This window comes from Streptomyces sp. NPDC017448 (assembly GCF_044330565.1).
Taxonomy (GTDB): Bacteria; Actinomycetota; Actinomycetes; order Streptomycetales; family Streptomycetaceae; genus Streptomyces.
In genome coordinates this window covers 309,489-328,527 of the sequence record NZ_JBIRLM010000002.1, presented here as the reverse complement: position 1 = coordinate 328,527, position 19,039 = coordinate 309,489, and the positions used below count along the sequence as shown (strand labels likewise).

Here is a 19,039-nt window from a genome sequence, read left to right as displayed (position 1 = left end):
AGGCAGCCGTGTACCGGACCATTCGTTCCACCGCCTATGAACCCGACCCGCTGAACGGCCCGTGGCAGGAGGAATCGCATGTACTGCGGCTGGGCGAGGATCTGCACACCGAGCTCTCCCGGATGCACGCCGAAGCCGGCGGAGACAGGGCCCACCCCGACCGGCTTCCGGTGCGGCAGCTCAACTTCCTGCTCCAGGCGCTGGCCCCCGGGGTCATCGCCACGGGCCGCAACGCGGGCACGGACGGCAGCTTGCCCTGGCTCTACGCGAGGGAGACGGTGCCGCCGGATGTGCTGGCCCCGCTGATCGGCACCTGGGCGGCGCGTCTGTCCGAGCAACAGGACGACGACGGTCCCGATCTGGAGGAGCGGCTGCTGGCGGCAGAGACGGACCCGACTGTTCCGATGAGGCTCCCCGAGTGGCAGACCGAGCGGATCGATCTCACCGAGACGGTCACATCGGCGGGAGGAACCGCCGAACCCGCTCCGCGCCTCTACGGCCTGCTGCCGGAGTGGGTCGCTTTCCGGTTGGCCGCCCGACCGTATCGCACCCGTGGCGCCACTCTTCACTTCCGGGTGGAGAGCTCGGGGAGCGGGGCCCGTCTCGTCTCCTGGCCGCCCCAGCGGTACGAGCGGAACAAGCGGACCTGGTACTACTCCGCCTGCCTGAACATCACGGTCCAGACCGTGCCGTTCGCCCCGCGATTCCGCGTTCACGTCTCCAGCCAGGTGCGCCGCTGGGCCACGGAGCTGGAGGTGCGCCCCCACGCGCTCGGCGGGGCGACGGTCCTGTTGGACGCCCCGCTGCCGTGGCCGGGTGGACCGGACCGGGGGCATCGGCTGGCGGTGAACACACTCGGATACGACCGGCGTCTGAAGGAATTGGTCTGGCGTCGCCGCAGTCCCGCTCTGCTGCTGCCCGACCTGGACATCGTGCGCCACTACCCGGAACCCGAGGAGCTCTTCGCCCACCCGGAACGCTGGATCAACGGATGCGGGGACGTGGCGGCGGGCATCGTGTACCACCCCTCGGTCGGACCGCACAAGGTCGGCGCCGGGCTGATGCCCCGGGAGCGGGCGGAACTGGACGCCTGGGTGGAGGAAGGGCTGAGCCCGGTGCTGCGTCGTGTCCCCGACCTCACGCGGGTGACGCGGAGCAACACTCCCTCGCTGCTGCCCCGTTCGGGGCCCAGGGCGGCACCGGGCGTCCGGGAGGCGCGACTCGCCCTGATGCGGGGGGCGGCCCTGGCACGAGCTCTGAAAGGCCGGGCTCTGGACGTCGAGATCTTCTGGCAGTCCCCGGAGATCCGTACCGCGCTCCTCGCTGAACTGCCCGGATTGATCGGTGCTGCCCCCGCGGAGAAGGTGGGCCAGGATACCGACGCCACCTGGCGGGTTCGGTGTGAGGGCGTCGACATCCGGGTAAGGGCCCGGCCCGCCGGCCCGCTGGTCGACCCTCTGCCCGTCTCCCGCGACCGCAGCCGCCCGAAGTCCGTCCGGTTCGCCGAGGCCGTGGAGGTGCGCAGCGCGTTGCTGGCGGAGCGGATGACCCCACCGCGGGGCGGGGTCGGCGTCGTGATCGCGGAGATCGCGAGCAAGGACCGCTTCGCCGCCCACCCGGACTCCGACCCCAAGCACGCCCTGCGCCTCGCCTGGGCGAGGCAGGGATGGATCAGCCAGTTCCTCAATGTGTCCGACGACCCGGCCGGTGCCCTGGAACACCGTGCCCGGTGGATCTGGTTGGACGCGTTCCGTCAGCTCGGGGCGATCAGCTCCCCGGCGCACCGGGTGGGGGCCGGAATCCCTGGGGACCTCCAGTACGCGGCGCTCTGGCTCGTCCGTCACACGAGGAAGGGCCCCACGCGCCGGCCCGTCCGACGCCTGGTCGCCGTGCGGGTCCGTCCCGACGCCGGGCCCGGCGTCATCGAGGGGTGGGACTCCGAGCGTGCCGAGTGGGTGCCCTATCCGGAACTGCTGCTGCTTCTCTCCCGGGCCACCGGGCCGACCGTGGAAATCGAGCGAGAGATCCGTACGCTGCTCTTCCAGCTCCGCGACCGCCCGACGCTGCTCATGGCGGACGCGGGCAACCTCCGCCAGTGCTGGCCGAATCTGCGCAACGGCTCGCTGGCCCGCGACACCGTCGGATTCGAGGCCGACCCCGGCCAGCGGCTCGCGGCCTACGGCAATGAACTGCGGATGGTGCTCGTGCGGGACGCGAACGGGAGGGAAGAGGTCCCGGGGTGGTACGCGCACGACCAGCGGGGCAAGGTCGGCTTCGCCGAGGGTGTGTGGGGGACGATGGACGACGAGAGCCGGGTCTTCGCCAGCACCGCCGCCACGCCGCACACGGCGGCGAGGCCCAAGGGCCTCATGAAGCTGGTGCCCACGGCGGAAGGCCGCTCGGCGCCTGCCAAGACAGCCTGGAACCCCGGCCAACTGGAGATCACGGTCCTCGGTTGTCTCTCGGAGAAGGCACTGGCGGACACCGGGCGCGAGGGAGAGGCGCCCGACCGCCCGGCGGAGTGGGCGACACTGACCCACCAACTGCGCTACCACGACGACTACCCGCCACTGGCCCGCCCGCTCCCGCTGCATCTGGCACGTCTCGCGGGCCAGTACGTCCTCCCGGTGGCCGACGAAAATGGGAGGCTCGCCGCACAGGTGAGCCACTAGGGTGGCCCGATGGCTTCGACAGGACCGGTCAGGCAGGTACAGGTCACCTTCGACTGCGCGTCGCCGCAGCGCGTCGCGCGTTTCTGGTGCGAGGTGTTGGGCTACGTCGTCCCGCCGCCGCCCGAGGGGTTCGACACGTGGGACGCGTACGAACTGACCCGGCCACCCGAGAAGCGGGACGCCGGCTTCGTCTGCCAGGACCCGAACGGCGTGGGGCCCCGGATGTACTTCCAGCGGGTTCCCGAGGGCAAGGTCGTCAAGAACCGGGTCCACCTCTGCGTTCGGGTCGGCACCGGCCTCGTCGGGGCGGAGCGTCTTGCCGCACTGGAGGCCGAGCGGGATCGGCTGATCCCGCTCGGGGCCGCGTGCGAGCGCGTGCTGCTCGCCGACGAGGAGAACGAGTCCTGCATCGTCATGACGGACGTCGAGGGCAACGAGTTCTGCCTCGATTGACGCGGCCGGAACCGCAGGACTGCGGTTCTCCGGAAGTGAGGTGTGGTGCGCTGTGCTCCGGGCCCGGAGCACAGCGGGTCGCCAGCCGTGAGAGACCTTTTCCTGTGCTCACGCGACACAACGGGACGTACGGCGGCGAGCGGCGAGGCGGTGCTCAGGCGGTGGTGGGAAGCTGCCGCGCGAAACGGCGTACCGCGTCGGTGAAGGCGTCCGGGGCGTCGAAGTTCGCGAGGTGCCTCGCGCGGGGGACCAGTTCGACCCGGGCGTGCGGATGCGCTCGGGCGAAGTCCGCCTCGCCGGACCGGAAGACGGTGTCCTTCTCGCCGTTGAGGATCAGCACAGGGGCCGCCACGTGCCGCATCGCGCCCGCGTCAAAGCGGCCCAGAACCTCGCCCCAGGCGGCGGGCAGGGTGGGGAACGCGTAGCCGGCGCCGATGGTCGCCTCCACCACCTCGGGCGGATAGAGCCGCCGCAGCAGCCGGTCGTTCCACCGCGTCAGCCGGTCCGCCGGGATCCGGCGCACCAGCCCGGCGGCCCACCGGTAGGGCGCGGCCCACGGGCCGCGGGTGGAGGCGGTGGCGCCCGCGAGGACCAGCCCGCGCAGCAGGTCCGGGCGGCGGGCGAACTCCAGCGCGACGTAACCGCCGAGCGAGTGCCCGATCACCACGGCAGGGCCGCGCCCCAGCGTGTCCACCGCGGAGGCCACGACCTCGACGGCGGCGGACATGCTCCACGGCTCGGCCAACCGCTTTCCGTGGCCCGGAAGATCGATAGCGCTCACGGGGAACTCCTCGCGGAGCGCGGCGACTTGCATGCTCCACTGCCCCGCACTGAAACGTGTCCCGTGGACGAAAACCAGCGGCACGCCATGCGTCGTCGTCATCGGGCCCCCGAGTGCCATCGTTCGCGACCGGACGCAGCCGTCCTCGGCCGGACTCTACCGCCGGTTCCGCCGACGGACTCCCTCGGCACCGCTCGACCGTTCGGCGGAGCGGGAGCGCCGAGGGGCCGCCACGCGTTCACGGGTCGCGCACCGGCGGGAGCAGTAGCGGCGCTCCGGGCCATTGCCCCGGGCGATGAAGACGTTCCCGCAGTCGGACGACGTTCCCGCAGTCGGACGACGCGCAGATCCTGGCGGGCGGGCGTTGGCGGTCCCGGAGGAGGACGGTCAGGGCCATGCAGGACGGGGCGAGGAACCACTCGCCCCATGGGGCGTCGTCGTCGCGGTCGAGGTGGGGGTGCCACGGGGTGCTACTGCCGTGCGAGGTCAGCCGGAGCGGCCCGGTGTGTCGGCGCAGGAGGCGGTTGAGGACGACCGCGGCGTCGTCGGCGTGCCCCGCGGCGAAGACCGGCCGCGCGCATCCCGGCGACATCGTCGGCGGTGAGGCCGACGGGGCCGGCCTCACCGTGGTCGCGCAGCGCACCGGCGACCCCTGACGGGTCGGGGCGGTCGTCGGCGAGGGCGGTGACCAGGGCAGCGGTCCTCCGCGCCGTGGTCAGCACGGAGCGCCGGGTGGACCAGTCGTCACTGTCGGAAAGCACGCGCGCGATGTAACGCATATTGCTGAGTTCTGAGTTACCTCCGTAACGCCGCGCTCATGAGAAGGCGTTACCGACTTCGTCGCTGTCTGGCAGGAGCGGCGGTAGCCCGAGCCGGGGACGAGATGGCGGGGCCGGCGCTGATGCTGGCGGGATTCGCCGTCGCCGGATCGTCCGTCGAGGCATCGTCGCTGGTCGCGGGCCCCACGTTCTCCGCCGTCGTCGGCGGACCGGTGCTCGGGGTGCTCCTCGACCGGGCGGCGCGGCCGGGAAGGCTGCTGGCCGGGGCCCTCGCCCTGTACGCGGCGGGCTGGGGGCGGTCCTGGTGGGGCTCGGGCGGCTGTCGTTCGCCGTCACCGTCCTGATCACCGTGGTCACAGGGCCGGCGGGGCCGGCTCTGTCGGGCGGGTAGACGGACCAGCTGCCGTGTGGGGTGCCCGGCTGCCGCGGGCGAACGCGCTCGACGCCATGACGTTCGGCGTGGCGGCTCTGGCTGGTCCGGCTCTCGCCGGCGGGGTCGCGGAGATGCCGGGAGCCTCCTCGGCCGTGGTGGTCTCCACGATGCTCGTCGCCGTGGCGCTGCCCGCCGCGTGGAGGTTGCCCGCTCGTCCGGGCCGGGCGCTCGGAGGGCCTCGGTGGCCGGCGACCTCGTCGCCGGGACACGGGTGATCGTCGGCAGCCCGGCGCTGGCCCGAGCGACCCTCGTCTCCGTCGTCTCCTGTGTCGCCCAGGGCATGCTGACGGCGTGCGTTCCGCTCCTGGGCGAACGCGTCCTGGGCGGGGCCGGTCGCGGTGCGGTGCTGCTCTCCTGCGCGGCGGCCGCGGCTCTGGTCGTCGGCGCCTTACTCGCCCGATTCCCGCGCTCCGTCGCCCCCGCGACGATCATCTGGACCGGTTCCCTGGTCTAGGCCGCCGCGTTGACCTCGGCCGCCACGGGTTCGCCCGCGGTGCTCGTCGCGGCCGTCCTGGCGGTGGGGCTCGCGGAGGGGCCCCAGCTGACCGCTCTGTTCGCCATCCGGCACCAGGAGGCTCCGAAGCGTCTGCGCAGCCAGGTCTTCACCGCCGGCGCCAGCGTGAAGATCACCGGATTCGCGGTGGGGGCGGTCGCCGGTCCGGTCGCGGCCCGGGCCCTTCCCGGCGCCCTGCTGCTCGCGGCGGGCGTGGCGGCCTGTGCGGTGCCGGTGTTCTTCGCTTTCCGCACAAGCCGCGTCGACCGTCGAACGGCTTGACCGCCGCGCCTGCCGTCGACCGGCCTGACCTGTCGCAGTGGACGCCGAGTGTTCTCACCGGGGCCTGTCGCCCCGTGCAGGCGGGTCCGCCGTCCAGGCTCTACGGCCATATGACCTCGTCGTTTCGCACCACCAAGGGCTCGTACCGGTCCGACTCGTAGAACCTGGTCCAGCCCAGGCGGACCTCACCGCTGGAGGAACGGTGCCGCTCATCCGCTCTGGTGGCCAGCCACCTGAGCAGTTCGCCGGTGGATGCGAACTCGTCGGGGTGGATCTCCTGCCGAACGGTCAGCGCCCATGACCCGTGACGGGCTTCTTCTGGGCGCAGCAGCACCGAGACCAATGCTCCGTCCACTTTCCACGCCTCGCCGTGCCGACCGAGCAACGGCACGGGACGGTTCTCCACGACGGGATTGCCGCAGGCGTCCTCCACTACGACAGGAAACGAGGTCACGAGGTGGAGGGTCTCCGGTTTGCCGCCCAGCCCCAGATGCCACCGAAGTTCCGCGATCTCCTCGTCCGGCAGATTTTCCCGAAGGTTCAGGACGATGGAGAGTTCAAAGATGTCAGCCATGGCGGCAAGGTATCGGCCGGGTGCGACACTCCCGCCGGTGAGACGGTCGCACCCGCCGGCGGCCCGCGCAGCTGCGTGGCGCTGCCCCGGCCACTTCCCCCACAGGGGCCGCCCACGTCTCCCCGCGGGCGCCGACACTCGGTCTTCGGCGAGAACGCGCGGCGTGCACGGCGACGGGTGCGGGGCACCTGGGCATGACCGAGCCGCGGCTATGTACTAGAGTTATCTCGACATCGAGATATCTGCCGAGGCGTTCCACAGCCGCCGCCCGGTAAGGGTTACCTAACTAAGCCTTACCTTAGCGGATGGTCGGGGCCGCGGAAGGCAACGCGGCGCCGACTGCCAATGAGGCGCGGCGCGGAGATACGCGCACATTGAAGAAGGAGACTGTCGTGTCGGCGAACAGCTTCGACGCCCGCAGCACGCTGCGCGTGGGCGACGAGTCGTACGAGATCTTCAAGCTGGACAAGGTAGAGGGCTCCGCGCGCCTCCCGTACAGCCTGAAGGTCCTGCTGGAGAACCTGCTCCGCACCGAGGACGGCGCGAACATCACCGCCGACCACATCCGGGCCATCGGCGGCTGGGACTCCCAGGCGCAGCCCAGCCAGGAGATCCAGTTCACGCCGGCCCGCGTGATCATGCAGGACTTCACCGGCGTGCCCTGCGTCGTGGACCTCGCCACCATGCGCGAGGCCGTCAAGGAGCTCGGCGGCGACCCGGCGAAGATCAACCCGCTGGCCCCGGCCGAGCTGGTCATCGACCACTCCGTCATCGCCGACAAGTTCGGCACGAAGGACGCCTTCGGCCAGAACGTCGAGCTGGAGTACGGCCGCAACAAGGAGCGCTACCAGTTCCTGCGCTGGGGCCAGACCGCCTTCGACGAGTTCAAGGTCGTCCCCCCGGGCACCGGCATCGTCCACCAGGTGAACATCGAGCACCTGGCGCGTACCGTCATGGTCCGCAACGGCCAGGCGTACCCCGACACCCTCGTCGGCACCGACTCGCACACCACCATGGTCAACGGCCTCGGCGTGCTGGGCTGGGGCGTCGGCGGCATCGAGGCCGAGGCCGCGATGCTCGGCCAGCCGGTCTCCATGCTCATCCCGCGCGTCGTCGGCTTCAAGCTGACCGGCGAGCTCCCGGCCGGCACGACCGCCACCGACCTCGTGCTGACCATCACCGAGATGCTCCGCAAGCACGGCGTCGTCGGCAAGTTCGTCGAGTTCTACGGCCAGGGCGTCGCCGCCACCTCCCTCGCCAACCGCGCCACCATCGGCAACATGTCGCCGGAGTTCGGCTCCACGGCCGCCATCTTCCCGATCGACGACGAGACGCTGAAGTACCTGCGTCTGACCGGCCGCGACGAGCAGCAGGTCGCCCTCGTGGAGGCGTACGCCAAGGAGCAGGGCCTCTGGCTCGACCCGAACGCCGAGCCCGACTTCTCCGAGAAGCTGGAGCTCGACCTCGCCACGGTCGTCCCCTCCATCGCCGGCCCGAAGCGCCCGCAGGACCGCATCGTCCTCGCCAACGCCGCGCAGCAGTTCACCCAGGACGTCCGCAACTACGTCACGGACGACATGGAGGCGAGCAAGGAGTCCTTCCCGGCCTCCGACGCCCCGGCCAACACGCCGAACGGCGCCCCGTCCAAGCCGGTCACCGTCACGGCCCCCGACGGCTCGACGTACGAGATCGACCACGGCGCCGTCACCGTCGCCGCGATCACCTCCTGCACCAACACCTCGAACCCCTACGTCATGGTCGCCGCCGCGCTCGTGGCGAAGAAGGCGGTCGAGAAGGGCCTGACCCGCAAGCCGTGGGTCAAGACCACCCTCGCCCCGGGGTCGAAGGTCGTCACCGACTACTTCGACAAGGCGGGCCTGACCCCGTACCTCGACAAGGTCGGCTTCAACCTCGTCGGCTACGGCTGCACCACCTGCATCGGCAACTCCGGCCCGCTGCCGGAGGAGGTCTCCAAGGCGGTCAACGACAACGACCTCGCCGTCACCTCGGTGCTCTCCGGCAACCGCAACTTCGAGGGCCGGATCAACCCCGACGTCAAGATGAACTACCTGGCGTCCCCGCCGCTGGTCGTCGCGTACGCCATCGCCGGTTCGATGAAGGTCGACATCACCAAGGACGCCCTCGGCGTCGACCAGGAGGGCAAGCCGGTCCACCTGGCCGACATCTGGCCCTCCGAGGCCGAGGTCAACGACGTCGTGGCCAACGCCATCGGCGAGGACATGTTCAACAAGTCCTACCAGGACGTCTTCGCGGGCGACGCCCAGTGGCAGGCGCTCTCGATCCCCACCGGCGACACCTTCGAGTGGGACGCCGAGTCCACCTACGTCCGCAAGCCCCCGTACTTCGAGGGCATGGCGATGGACCCGTCCCCGGTCGAGGACATCACCGGCGCCCGGGTGCTCGCCAAGCTCGGGGACTCGGTCACCACCGACCACATCTCCCCGGCCGGCGCCATCAAGGCCGACACCCCGGCCGGCAAGTACCTCACGGAGCACGGCATCGAGCGCCGCGACTTCAACTCCTACGGCTCGCGCCGTGGCAACCACGAGGTCATGATCCGCGGCACGTTCGCCAACATCCGCCTGCGCAACCAGATCGCGCCGGGCACCGAGGGCGGCTACACCCGCGACTTCACCCAGGCGGACGGCCCGGTGTCGTTCATCTACGACGCCTCGCAGAACTACCAGGCCGCCGGCATCCCCCTCGTGATCCTCGCGGGCAAGGAGTACGGCTCCGGCTCGTCCCGCGACTGGGCCGCCAAGGGCACCGCGCTCCTGGGCGTCAAGGCCGTCATCGCCGAGTCCTACGAGCGCATCCACCGCTCGAACCTCATCGGCATGGGCGTCCTCCCCCTCCAGTTCCCCGAGGGCCAGAGCGCCGAGAACCTCGGTCTCACCGGCGAGGAGACCTTCTCCTTCACCGGCGTCACCGAGCTGAACAACGGCACCACCCCCCGTACGGTCAAGGTCACCACCGACACCGGTGTGGAGTTCGACGCGGTCGTCCGCATCGACACCCCCGGCGAGGCCGACTACTACCGCAACGGCGGCATCCTGCAGTACGTGCTCCGCAGCCTGATCCGCAGCTAGTCGATCCGGCGGCCGAGTGAGGAAGGGCCGCACCCCGGGAACCCCGGGGTGCGGCCCTTCCGCGTCCGGCCCGTCCGCGTCCGGCCCGTCCGCCGGACCGTCACAGCGGGTGCCGTTCCACCTCGCCTATCCGGCACTTCGTGCCCGGCGGCACCTCGCCGGAGCCCTGGGCCCGCACCTCGGCCGAACCGCCGGGAGCCACCTCCTCGGTGGTCGCGACGCCGTCGGCCACCTCGGCACCGTCTCCGTCCACGAACGTGACGGTGACGATGTAGGCCGCCGGGCTCCCGGTCCTGTTCACGATCTTCAGGTCGGCGTGCGGCCAGCCGATCAGGGAGTCGCGCGAGCACTTCGTGACCGAGACGTCTCCCTGGGGGGCGGGCTCCGGCTCCGGCTCCACCGGCTCCTCCTCGTACGGCTCCTCCTCGTACGGTGCGGAGTACGGCGCGTCCGACCGCTCCGGCGGCAGCGCGATGGAGTCCCGGACCGAGGACATCAGCCAGACGACGAGCGCCACCACCCCTGCCGTCACGATGAGCCCGCCGCCCACGGCGAGCGTCACGATCAGCCCCGTACGCTGTCTGTGCGGCGGCTCCGCGGGCGCGGCCCACGGGGAAGGCGGCGTCGGGAACGACGCTTCCGGAGCCCGGTGCTCCGGTTGCGGCTGTTCGGGCGGCGGAGCCGGAAAGATCGCGGACATGAGGTCCCCCCACAGGACGTTGATCGGATGAGGGCCCTACGGTACGTGGCCCCACCCCGCGCCTCCCGCACCACCGGCACAGAAAGCGAACGGAGCACCATGGGCGAGCTGATCCTCATCCGGCACGGCGAGACCGAATGGTCCCGTTCCGGACAGCACACGAGCTGGACCGACCTCCCGCTCACCGCCGCCGGGGAGCGCCAGGCCCGCGCGCTCGTCCCGCTGCTGGCCGACCGGAACATCGGGCTCACCCTCGTCAGCCCGATGACCCGCGCCCGCCGCACCGCCGAACTGGCCGGACTCCACGCCCCCCGGGTCACCCCCGAACTGCGCGAATGGGACTACGGCGGCTACGAGGGCATCACCACCAAGGCGATCCGCCGCACCCGCCCCTTCTGGAACCTGTGGACCGACGGCGTCGACCCCGGCTCCGACGAACATCCCGGCGAGAGCCCCGCCCAGATCGGACAGCGCGCCGACCAGGTGCTCGCGGGCGTCCGGTCGGCCGCCGAGGGGATCGGGAACGCGGACATCGCCCTCGTCGCCCACTCGCACTTCCTGCGCGTCCTCACCGCCCGCTACCTCGGGCTGACCCCGGCCGAGGGCCGTCTCTTCCAGCTCGCCACCGGAGCCCTCTCCCGCCTCGGCACCGAACACGGCCGGCCCGTCGTCGCCGCCCTCAACGTCGCCCTGCCGGAAAGCCTCCGCCCCGAGTGACCGCGGCCCCGAGTGACCGCGGCCCCCGCGAGCCGCCGACCGGTAAGACGCCGGCGGCCGGCGCCCCGTCCTGAGGGGTGCCGGCCGCCGGTTTCAGCGCGTACGGATCAGGAGAGCAGCTCCACCTCCGCGAGCGTCGCCGAACCCGTCAGCACCAGCCGGTACTTCGTGTACGAGCCGGGCCTGGCCACCGAGAACACCCGGGTCTGCCGGTCCCAGGCGAACGACTGGCCAAAGCGGCGGTCGAGGTCCTTCCACTTCTCGCCGTCCGTCGAACCCTGGAGCGTCCAGCCCGTGGGGGCCTTGTCCGCCGCCGCCGAGGTCAGCGTGTACTGGACGCCCTTGATGGCGGAGGCGGAGCCGTCGAGCGGAAGCTCCACCGACGCGACCGTCGCCGAGGTGGCCGAGGTGTCGTCGAACAGCGCTCCGTCGCCCTTCAGCGCGTCGCCCTGGGGCGTCGGGACCTCGTCGTCCTTCTGCACCGAGACGGGGGCCGCGTCCTTGCCCGTGCCCCACGCCGACGGCTTCGGACCCATGGCGAACTCCACCGTGCCGCCCTTGGCCAGGACGTCGTGGGGGAGCGCCGTGGAGCTCCACTTCTTGCCGTTGACCTTCACGCCCTGCACGTAGATGTTCGTATCGCTGTTCTTCGGGGCCTTCACGACCAGCTTGCGGCCGTCGTCCATGCGGACGGTCGCCTTCTTGAACAGCGGCGAGCCGATCGCGTACTCCCCGCTGCCCATCACCAGCGGGTAGAAGCCGAGCGCGGAGAAGAGGAACCAGGCCGACTGCTCGCCGTTGTCCTCGTCGCCGTGGATGCCCTGCCCGATCTCGCTGCCGACGTACAGCCGCCCCAGCACCTCGCGGACCTTCTCCTGCGTCTTGTACGGCTGCGAGGCCGCGTTGTACATGTACGTGGCATGGTGGGCGACCTGGTTGCTGTGGCCGTACTGGCCCATCCGCACGTCCCGCGCCTCGGTCATCTCGTGGATGACCCCGCCGTAGCTGCCGACGAACTCCGGGCCCGCCGTCTCCGGCGTCGAGAAGTACGTGTCCAGCTTCTCGCCCAGGCCCGCGCGGCCGCCGTACAGGTTGGCCAGGCCCCGGCTGTCCTGCGGGGCGGTGAAGGCGTAGCCCCAGCCGTTGGTCTCGGTGTAGTCGTAGCCCCAGACGCGCGGGTCGTAACTGCCGGAGGGGAGCCGCCAGTCGCCGTTCGGCTTCCTGCCCTGGAAGAACCCGGCCTTGGCGTCGAAGAGCTTGACGTACTTCTGCGCCCGGTTCATGAAGTACGCGGACTCCTCCTTGTACCGCGCCTTCTTCGTCTTCCGGTACAGCTCCTGGCCCATGCGGGCGATGCCGTAGTCGTTGACGTACCCCTCCAGGGACCAGGACAGGCCCTCGTGGGTGGCGGTGTCCGCGTAGCCGGTGAAGACCGAGGTCCCCAGGCCCTTGCGGCCGACGCCGGAGGAGGGCGGGGCGACGGTGGCGTTCTTGAGCGCCGCCTCGTAGGCCGCCTCGGCGTCGAACTCCACGCCCTTGACGTACGCGTCGGCGAACGCCACGTCCGTGCTGGTGCCGGTCATCAGGTCCGCGTAGCCGGGCGAGGACCAGCGCGAGGTCCAGCCGCCGTCCTTGTAGTGCTGGACGAAGCCGTCCACCAGCTTCCCGGCCTTCTTCGGGGAGAAGAAGGAGTAGGCGGGCCAGGTCGTGCGATAGGTGTCCCAGAAGCCGTTGTTGACGTACACCTCGCCGTCGACGATCTTCGCGCCGGTCCGGGTCGGGGTGTTCTCGCCGGTCGCCTTCGAGAAGGGGCTGGCGTACCGGTTCCTCCCGTCGACCTTCTCGTGGCCGGAGTTCGGGTAGAGGTACAGGCGGTAGAGGCTGGAGTAGAGCGTCGTCAGCTGGTCGGCGGTGGCGCCCTCGACCTCGACCGTCCGCAGGACGTCGTCCCAGGCGCTCTGCGCCCTGCGCTGGACGCGGTCGAAGGAGGTGGACTCCGGGATCTCCATGGCCAGGTTCTTCTTCGCCTGGTCGACCCCGATCAGGGAGGTGGCGAGCCGCAGGTTGACCGTGCGGTCCTCGCCCGCGTCGAAGCGGAAGAAGCCGGTGACGTCGTCGCCCCCGCCGCCCTTCAGCCTGCCGCTGTCGGTGACCGGCGCGTCGAAGACGCCGTACACGAACATCCGGGTCGCGCCGGTGGACAGGCCGCTCCTGACGTCGGTGTAGCCGGAGAACGAACGGGACTTCGCGTCCAGCGTGATCCCGCCGTCGTTGGAGACGTTGTCGAAGATCAGACTGGCGTTCTCGCCCGGATAGGTGAACCGCATCCGGGCCGCGTGGTCGGTCGGCGTCATCTCGGCCTTGAGGCCGTTCTCGAACGTGACGCCGTAGTAGTGCGGCTTCGCCGTCTCGTTCTCGTGCCGGAAGGGCAGGGCGCGGGCCGTCCGGGAGGCGTCGGGGGTGCCGCTCGCCGCCGAGGGCATCACCTGGAACGTCTGCCGGTCGCCCATCCACGGGCTCGGCTCATGGCTCGCGCCGAACGCCTGGAGCGTGGGGAGGTTGTCGGCGTTGTTGCCGCGGTGGTAGTCGTACAGCCAGCTCAGGGAACCCGCGTTGGTGACCGGCGTCCAGAAGTTGAAGCCGTGCGGGACCGCCGTGGCCGGGATGTTGTTGCCGCGCGAGAAGCTGCCGGAGGAGTTGGTGCCGCGGGTGGTCAGCGCGTAGTCCGACAGGTGCGCCTTGCGCTTCTCGGGCTTCTTCGGGGCGATCGTGATGTCGTCGATCCAGCCCTGGAACTTCGCCGGCCCCTTGGGGGAGTCGTACGCCACCAGGATGCGGTCGACCGTCCTGCCCGCCGCGACCGCGCCGATGCGGGCGGAGACCTTGTTCCACTGGTTGACGTAGAGGCGCTTGGCGTCCGCCTGGCCCCGCGGCGTCAGCAGGCCGCCGTGGCTGTCGGTGGCCTTCAGCTCGCTCAGATACGTGCCGTCGGTGAAGACGAGGTCCACCGCCACGTGGGTGGCCGGGTAGTTCAGGTCCGTCCCGCTCATCTGGGGGTGGACGAGGTAGGACAGCTCGGTCTCCTCGGTGACGGCCGTGTTCACGTCGAAGACCTTGTTGTACGAGTACGCGCGTCCCTTCGGCGTGTGCGTTCCCGCGTAACGCAGCGCCTTCTTTCCGGTGAACCCCACGCCCGACTTCGCGGTGGGGGAGCCGGAGGGGCCGCGGTCGGGCCGGCTGCGCATCTCCTCGGGCACCGGCGCGGAGGTGTCACCGTTCGAGAATTGAACGTCGGCGAGCTGAAGGGCGTCCGCGCCGCCGTTCCTGGTGATCTCCAGCCGGAAGTGCCGGTAGGCGGCGCCGCCCGCGATGTCGTACGTCTCCGTCCGGTGCCGCTCGGCGAAGGTCTCGCCGGTGCGGGTGTCGAGATCGGTCCACTCCTTGCCGTCCGCCGAGCCCTTGAGCGTCCAGTCCCGCGGGTCGCGCTCGGCGTGGTCGTTGGCCGAAGTGAGGGCGTACGTCATGACCTTGACCGGTTCGTCCAGGTCGAACTCGACCCAGCCGGTCTTCGCGAACGTCAGCCACTTGGAGCCCGGCTCGACGTCGACGAGGTTCTCCTTGACCTCGCCGCCGGCGGCGTTCTCGGCGCTCGCGCGCACCGCCGTCACCCGGTCGGTGACGTTGCCGGGTATGCCGGCGGAGTAGCCCCCGTCGACGCCCGAGGAGCGCGGTTCGCCGTCGGGCCCTTCCTCGACGGTGTCGCGCCAGTCCGGCTGCCGCTCGTCCGCCTCGAAGGAGGTGGTGAACGCCCGGTCGCCGGACGGCTTCCGGTCCGGCGAGGAGGGCTGGGCGGTGGCGACCGCGGGGGCGATCACCACCAGCGCGAGGGACGCCGCCAGGGCGGCTGCTGTGGGGGTCCGTCTCCGGCGGGGGGCCGGGCGGGGGACCGCGTGAGGGGCCTTGTCGGCGCCGTGGTTGAGGCCGCTGGGTGGCTGCATGCCGAGCCGTTCCTCCCCGGGAAAATGCATGGACAACGTTGTCATAGCGGGGTGCAAGGTCCAGTAGGGAGCCAAGGGGCGGGACGTGTCAAGGGTGTTGCCGCGGACCCCCTCGGCGAATCGGCCGGAATGGGGAAATAGCCGCCGCGGGAGGAGGGGGCGGGGCGCCCAGGGGTCCCTGAGGTCTCAACTCGGGAAAGACTGCCGCCCAAACCTGCGTTCGATCTTGCTCAGTTGGCGACGAGTGGACTATACCTGTCGGCACCTGCACAGCCGTTTCACGCGGAGGTGCGCGCGCGGGGGAGAACAGCGACGGTCGCGGGGGCGGTTGGGCCGTCCTCGCTGTACTGTCTCCCGACACCCCCTGCACCGGCCCGGCCGGTACATCTGCACATCCGCATGACCCACAGCGCAACTGAACGCGGTGGCGGGCCCCTTCGCCTGAGGCGAGTTTCCACGGGTGACCGGTACACCGCCTGAGTCCTGGAGAAGGCGAGGACTTGAGCATGGGATCCACCTCCGCCCACAACAATGAGGGCCTTGGCCGTCGCGATCTGATCAAGCGGTCTGCCGCACTCGGCCTGATCGCCGTTCCGACGATGAGCTTCCTGTCCGCCTGCGCGAGCGGCGACAGCGGCAGCGACGACAAGGTCGAAAAGGGCGAGAAGACCGAGAAGAACCCGCTGGCCGTCAACGGCAGCGCACCGCTGGAGATCGTCATCTTCGACGGCGGCTTCGGCACCAAGTACGCCGAGGACGCCAAGGCCGTCTACGAGAAGACCTACCCCGAGGCGAAGGTCAAGTTCTCCGCGACGCAGAAGATCCAGTCGGTTCTTCAGCCGCGGTTCAACGGTGGCACCCCGCCGGACCTGATCGACAACTCCGGCGCCCAGCAGATGGACATGGGCGTCCTGGTCGGCAAGAAGCAGCTCACCGACCTGACCCCGCTGCTCGACGCCCCCTCCATCGACGACCCCGCCAAGAAGGTCCGCGACACCCTGCGGCCCGGCATCGTCGAGATGGGCCAGTTCGACGGCGACCCGGTCTGGATCATGTACTACGCGTACACGGTCTACGGCGTCTGGTACTCGCAGACCGCGCTGGAGAAGCTCGACGCCACGTACCCGGAGAACTGGGACGACATGCTCGCGCTCTGCGCGAAGGCGAAGAAGAAGGGCATCGCCGGCTGGACCTACCCCGGCAAGCACCCGTACTACCTCCCCTTCTCGCTGTACCCGTTCATCGCCAAGATCGGCGGCTCCGAGGTCCTCGACGCGATCGACAACCTGGAGCCGAAGGCCTGGGAGCACCCCGCGGTCAAGGCCGCCTTCGAGGCGTACTACGAGCTGGTCGCCAAGGGCTACATCCTGGAGGGCACCCCGGGCCTGGACCACCGCGGTTCGCAGGGCGCGTGGGCCCGCGGCAAGGCGCTGTTCATCCCGAACGGCTCCTGGGTGGAGAACGAGGAAGCGGCGATCATCCCCAAGGACTTCAAGCTGTCCGTGGGCGCCCCCTCCAGCCTCGACTCCTCGGACAAGATGCCCTTCGGCACCATCTGGGCGTCCGGCGGCGAGCCGTTCATCGTCCCGAGCAAGGCGAAGAACCCCCAGGGCGGTCTGGAGCAGCTGCGCATCATGCTCAGCGAGGCCTCCTCCAAGTCCTTCACCTCCAGCACCAAGTCGCTCTCCGCCTTCAACGGCGGCACCGACGGCATCGAGCTGTCCGACGGCCTCAAGTCCGGTGTCGCCGCGCTGGAGAAGGCCGGCACCAACGTGGTCAACCCGCGCCTGCAGGACTGGTACGTGAAGCTCCAGAAGGAGCAGATCGGCGTCGCCGCGCTCGGCGAGATGATGGCGGGCCGCGCCAAGCCGGCCGAGACCATCAAGAAGATCCAGGCCTTCGCCGACGCGACCGCCAAGGACCAGTCCATCAAGCACTTCAAGCACCAGTGACCACGCGTCACCAGCGGCGGGCAGCACGGGAAGGTCGGAGTCGGTAACAATGCAACACGGTAAATACCGGTTCATAGTCGGGTTCTTGGTGGTTCCGATGGCGTTGTACGTCATCTTCGTCATCTGGCCCTTCATCCAGTCCATCTACTACTCGTTCACGGACTGGACGGGCCTGAGCCCCGACTTCAAGATGGTCGGGTTCGACAACTACACCAAGATGCTCGACGACGACATCTTCTGGAAATCGCTGCAGCACAGTGTGCTGCTGGCCGTTCTGCTGCCGCTGGTGACGCTGGGCCTCGCGCTCTTCTTCGCCTTCATGCTCAACGTGGGCGGGCGGCGCCGCAAGGGCGCCGCCATCACCGGCGTACGGGGCTCGGGCTTCTACAAGATCGCGTACTTCTTCCCGCAGGTGCTCTCGATCGCGATCGTGGCCATCCTGTTCCAGTTCGCCTTCGACCCGGCCCAGGGCATGATCAACGGCACCCTCAAGGCCGTCGGCTTCGACGACGTGCCGACCTGGCTGGGCGACCCGGACCTGGCCCTGTGGGTCATCATGGCGGTCCTCGTCTGGTGCACGACCGGCTTCTTCGTGGTGCTGTTCTCCGCCGGCATGGCCTCCATCCCCAAGGACTTCTACGAGGCCGCCCTGCTGGACGGGGCGAGCCGCTTCACGACCTTCTTCCGGATCACGCTGCCCCTGCTGTGGGACACGGTCCAGTCCGGCTGGGTCTACATGGGCATCCTGGCGCTCGGCGCCGAGGGTTTCGCCATCGTCCACATCATGAGCGTCGGCCCCGGCGGGCCCGACTACTCGACCACCGTCCTGCCGCTGTACGTCTACCAGGCGGCGTTCCGTGACGGACAGGCGGGCTACGCGACCACGATCGGTGTCGCCCTGCTCCTCGTGACCCTGGCGTTCGCCGCCATCGTCATGCGGGTGGGCCGGCGCGAGCGGCTGGAGTTCTGATGAAGACCACTGACACCCCTCCCTCCGGGCCCCCGTCCGGCGCCGGCACGGCCGAGCTCCCGGCCCAGCGCTCCGCCCCGGTCTCCAAGGGCTCCTCGGCCCCCGCGAAGAGCAGCGAGGGCCACGTCCTCAACGTCTTCTCGCACGGGATGCTCATCCTGTGGGCGATCATGGTCGTCCTGCCGCTGTTCTGGGCGGTGATGTCCTCGTTCAAGACCGACTCGGACATCTTCAACACCCCGTGGTCGCTGCCCAGCTCGCTGAACTTCGACAGCTGGGGCCGGGCCTGGAGCCAGGCCCACATGAGCGAGTACTTCCTGAACACCGTCCTGGTGGTGGGCGGTTCGCTCGTCGGCACCCTGGTGCTGGGCTCCATGGCCGCCTATGTGCTGGCCCGCTTCGAGTTCCCGGGCAACCGGTTCGTCTACTTCCTGTTCGTCGGCGGCATGAGCTTCCCCATCATGCTGGCGCTGGTCCCGCTGTTCTACGTCATGGACAACATGGGGCTGCTGAACACGATCCACGGCCTGATCGCCGTGTACATCGCGTACTCGCTGCCCTTCACGGTGTTCTTCCTGACCTCGTTCTTCCGTACGCTGCCGACCTCGGTGGCGGAGGCGTCGATCATCGACGGGGCCTCGCACACCCGGACGTTCTTCCAGGTCATGCTGCCGATGGCCAAGCCCGGCCTGATCAGCGTCGGGATCTTCAACTTCCTGGGGCAGTGGAACCAGTACATGCTGCCGACGGTGCTGAACACCGACCCGGAGAAGCGGGTGCTGGCCCAGGGCCTGGTGGAACTGGCCGCGAGCCAGGGGTACAAGGGCGACTACTCCGGCCTCTTCGCCGGCCTGGTGATCGCGATGCTGCCCGTGCTGGCCGCGTACATCGTCTTCCAGCGACAGGTCGTCTCCGGCCTGACGGCGGGCGCCCTGAAGTAGCGCCCCGCTTCACGTACGGCCCGGTGCCCCGGCGGAGTCCCTCCGCCGGGGCACCGGGCCGTCGTCGGTGCGCCGGTGCTCAGGTCTTGACGGGAGGCGCCCCCGAAAGGTCAGCTTAGGGTTCACATGTTGGAGGAAGCCGGGGTCTCGTCGCTGCGGCCCCGGCCGGGGCGGTCCTCGCGGA

The 19,039-nt window shown here is 70.1% G+C and carries 16 protein-coding genes; 11 read left to right on the top strand and 5 right to left on the bottom strand.

What is annotated here, in order from left to right; translation table 11 throughout:
* Positions 1-8 precede the first annotated feature (8 nt).
* Both ACH4K1_RS06150 and ACH4K1_RS06145 read left to right on the top strand, forming a co-directional pair.
* A complete protein-coding gene (locus ACH4K1_RS06150) occupies positions 9-2,672 on the top strand; it encodes a pPIWI_RE module domain-containing protein (protein ID WP_398087102.1) in 2,664 nt (887 codons plus the stop codon).
* Positions 2,673-2,681: 9 nt separating this feature from the next.
* Complete coding sequence (locus tag ACH4K1_RS06145; RefSeq protein ID WP_398087100.1) at positions 2,682-3,125, top strand: VOC family protein; 444 nt, start codon at positions 2,682-2,684, stop codon at positions 3,123-3,125.
* 154 nt (positions 3,126-3,279) lie between these two features.
* Here the strand turns inward: ACH4K1_RS06145 and ACH4K1_RS06140 are convergent, their stop codons facing one another.
* A complete protein-coding gene (locus tag ACH4K1_RS06140) occupies positions 3,280-4,008 on the bottom strand; it encodes an alpha/beta fold hydrolase (RefSeq protein WP_398087098.1) in 729 nt (242 codons plus the stop codon).
* Positions 4,009-4,062: 54 nt separating this feature from the next.
* Entirely contained in the window at positions 4,063-4,203 is a 141-nt protein-coding gene (locus tag ACH4K1_RS06135; protein WP_398087451.1) for a hypothetical protein, read from the bottom strand.
* Between the two features lie 227 nt (positions 4,204-4,430).
* Here ACH4K1_RS06135 and ACH4K1_RS06130 point away from each other — a divergent pair, with 227 nt between their 5' ends.
* The 4 genes from ACH4K1_RS06130 to ACH4K1_RS06115 all read left to right on the top strand — a co-directional run bounded on the left by ACH4K1_RS06130 (position 4,431) and on the right by ACH4K1_RS06115 (position 5,893).
* Positions 4,431-4,562, top strand: coding sequence for a hypothetical protein (locus ACH4K1_RS06130; RefSeq protein WP_398087096.1), 132 nt, complete (start codon positions 4,431-4,433; stop codon positions 4,560-4,562).
* Positions 4,563-4,789: 227 nt separating this feature from the next.
* The gene (locus ACH4K1_RS06125; RefSeq protein ID WP_398087095.1) at positions 4,790-5,029 is read left to right on the top strand and encodes a hypothetical protein; all 240 of its coding nucleotides are present in this window, start codon (positions 4,790-4,792) and stop codon (positions 5,027-5,029) included.
* Between the two features lie 270 nt (positions 5,030-5,299).
* A complete protein-coding gene (locus ACH4K1_RS06120; protein WP_398087093.1) occupies positions 5,300-5,572 on the top strand; it encodes a hypothetical protein in 273 nt (90 codons plus the stop codon).
* Between the two features lie 9 nt (positions 5,573-5,581).
* Positions 5,582-5,893 carry a hypothetical protein gene (locus ACH4K1_RS06115; RefSeq protein ID WP_398087091.1) on the top strand — a complete coding sequence of 104 codons (312 nt, stop codon included), beginning with the start codon at positions 5,582-5,584 and terminating at the stop codon, positions 5,891-5,893.
* Positions 5,894-5,993: 100 nt separating this feature from the next.
* Here the strand turns inward: ACH4K1_RS06115 and ACH4K1_RS06110 are convergent, their stop codons facing one another.
* Entirely contained in the window at positions 5,994-6,467 is a 474-nt protein-coding gene (locus tag ACH4K1_RS06110; protein WP_398087089.1) for a hypothetical protein, read from the bottom strand.
* 392 nt (positions 6,468-6,859) lie between these two features.
* On the opposite strand from ACH4K1_RS06110, the gene acnA reads away from it, so the two are divergent.
* Entirely contained in the window at positions 6,860-9,577 is a 2,718-nt protein-coding gene (acnA, locus tag ACH4K1_RS06105; protein ID WP_398087087.1) for an aconitate hydratase AcnA, read from the top strand.
* 100 nt (positions 9,578-9,677) lie between these two features.
* Here acnA and ACH4K1_RS06100 read toward each other — a convergent pair whose 3' ends face one another.
* On the bottom strand, positions 9,678-10,139 hold the full coding sequence (locus ACH4K1_RS06100) for an FxLYD domain-containing protein (protein ID WP_398087086.1): 462 nt from the start codon (positions 10,137-10,139) through the stop codon (positions 9,678-9,680).
* A 237-nt stretch (positions 10,140-10,376) separates the two neighbouring features.
* Between ACH4K1_RS06100 and ACH4K1_RS06095 the strand changes: the two genes are divergently transcribed.
* Positions 10,377-10,994 carry a histidine phosphatase family protein gene (locus ACH4K1_RS06095; RefSeq protein WP_398087084.1) on the top strand — a complete coding sequence of 206 codons (618 nt, stop codon included), beginning with the start codon at positions 10,377-10,379 and terminating at the stop codon, positions 10,992-10,994.
* A 107-nt stretch (positions 10,995-11,101) separates the two neighbouring features.
* Here the strand turns inward: ACH4K1_RS06095 and ACH4K1_RS06090 are convergent, their stop codons facing one another.
* Positions 11,102-14,992 (bottom strand): GH92 family glycosyl hydrolase, encoded by a 3,891-nt coding sequence (locus ACH4K1_RS06090; protein ID WP_398087083.1) that lies wholly within the window; start codon positions 14,990-14,992, stop codon positions 11,102-11,104.
* Positions 14,993-15,498: 506 nt separating this feature from the next.
* Here ACH4K1_RS06090 and ngcE point away from each other — a divergent pair.
* From ngcE to ACH4K1_RS06075, 3 genes are read left to right on the top strand one after another with little or no spacing between them, the layout of a single operon-like run.
* Entirely contained in the window at positions 15,499-16,944 is a 1,446-nt protein-coding gene (gene ngcE, locus ACH4K1_RS06085) for an N-acetylglucosamine/diacetylchitobiose ABC transporter substrate-binding protein (RefSeq protein ID WP_228988855.1), read from the top strand.
* A 49-nt stretch (positions 16,945-16,993) separates the two neighbouring features.
* Positions 16,994-17,914, top strand: coding sequence for a carbohydrate ABC transporter permease (locus tag ACH4K1_RS06080; RefSeq protein WP_228988856.1), 921 nt, complete (start codon positions 16,994-16,996; stop codon positions 17,912-17,914).
* Positions 17,914-18,855 (top strand): carbohydrate ABC transporter permease, encoded by a 942-nt coding sequence (locus ACH4K1_RS06075; protein WP_398087080.1) that lies wholly within the window; start codon positions 17,914-17,916, stop codon positions 18,853-18,855. The genes ACH4K1_RS06080 and ACH4K1_RS06075 overlap by 1 nt, the downstream gene beginning before the upstream one ends.
* Positions 18,856-19,039: the final 184 nt, after the last annotated feature.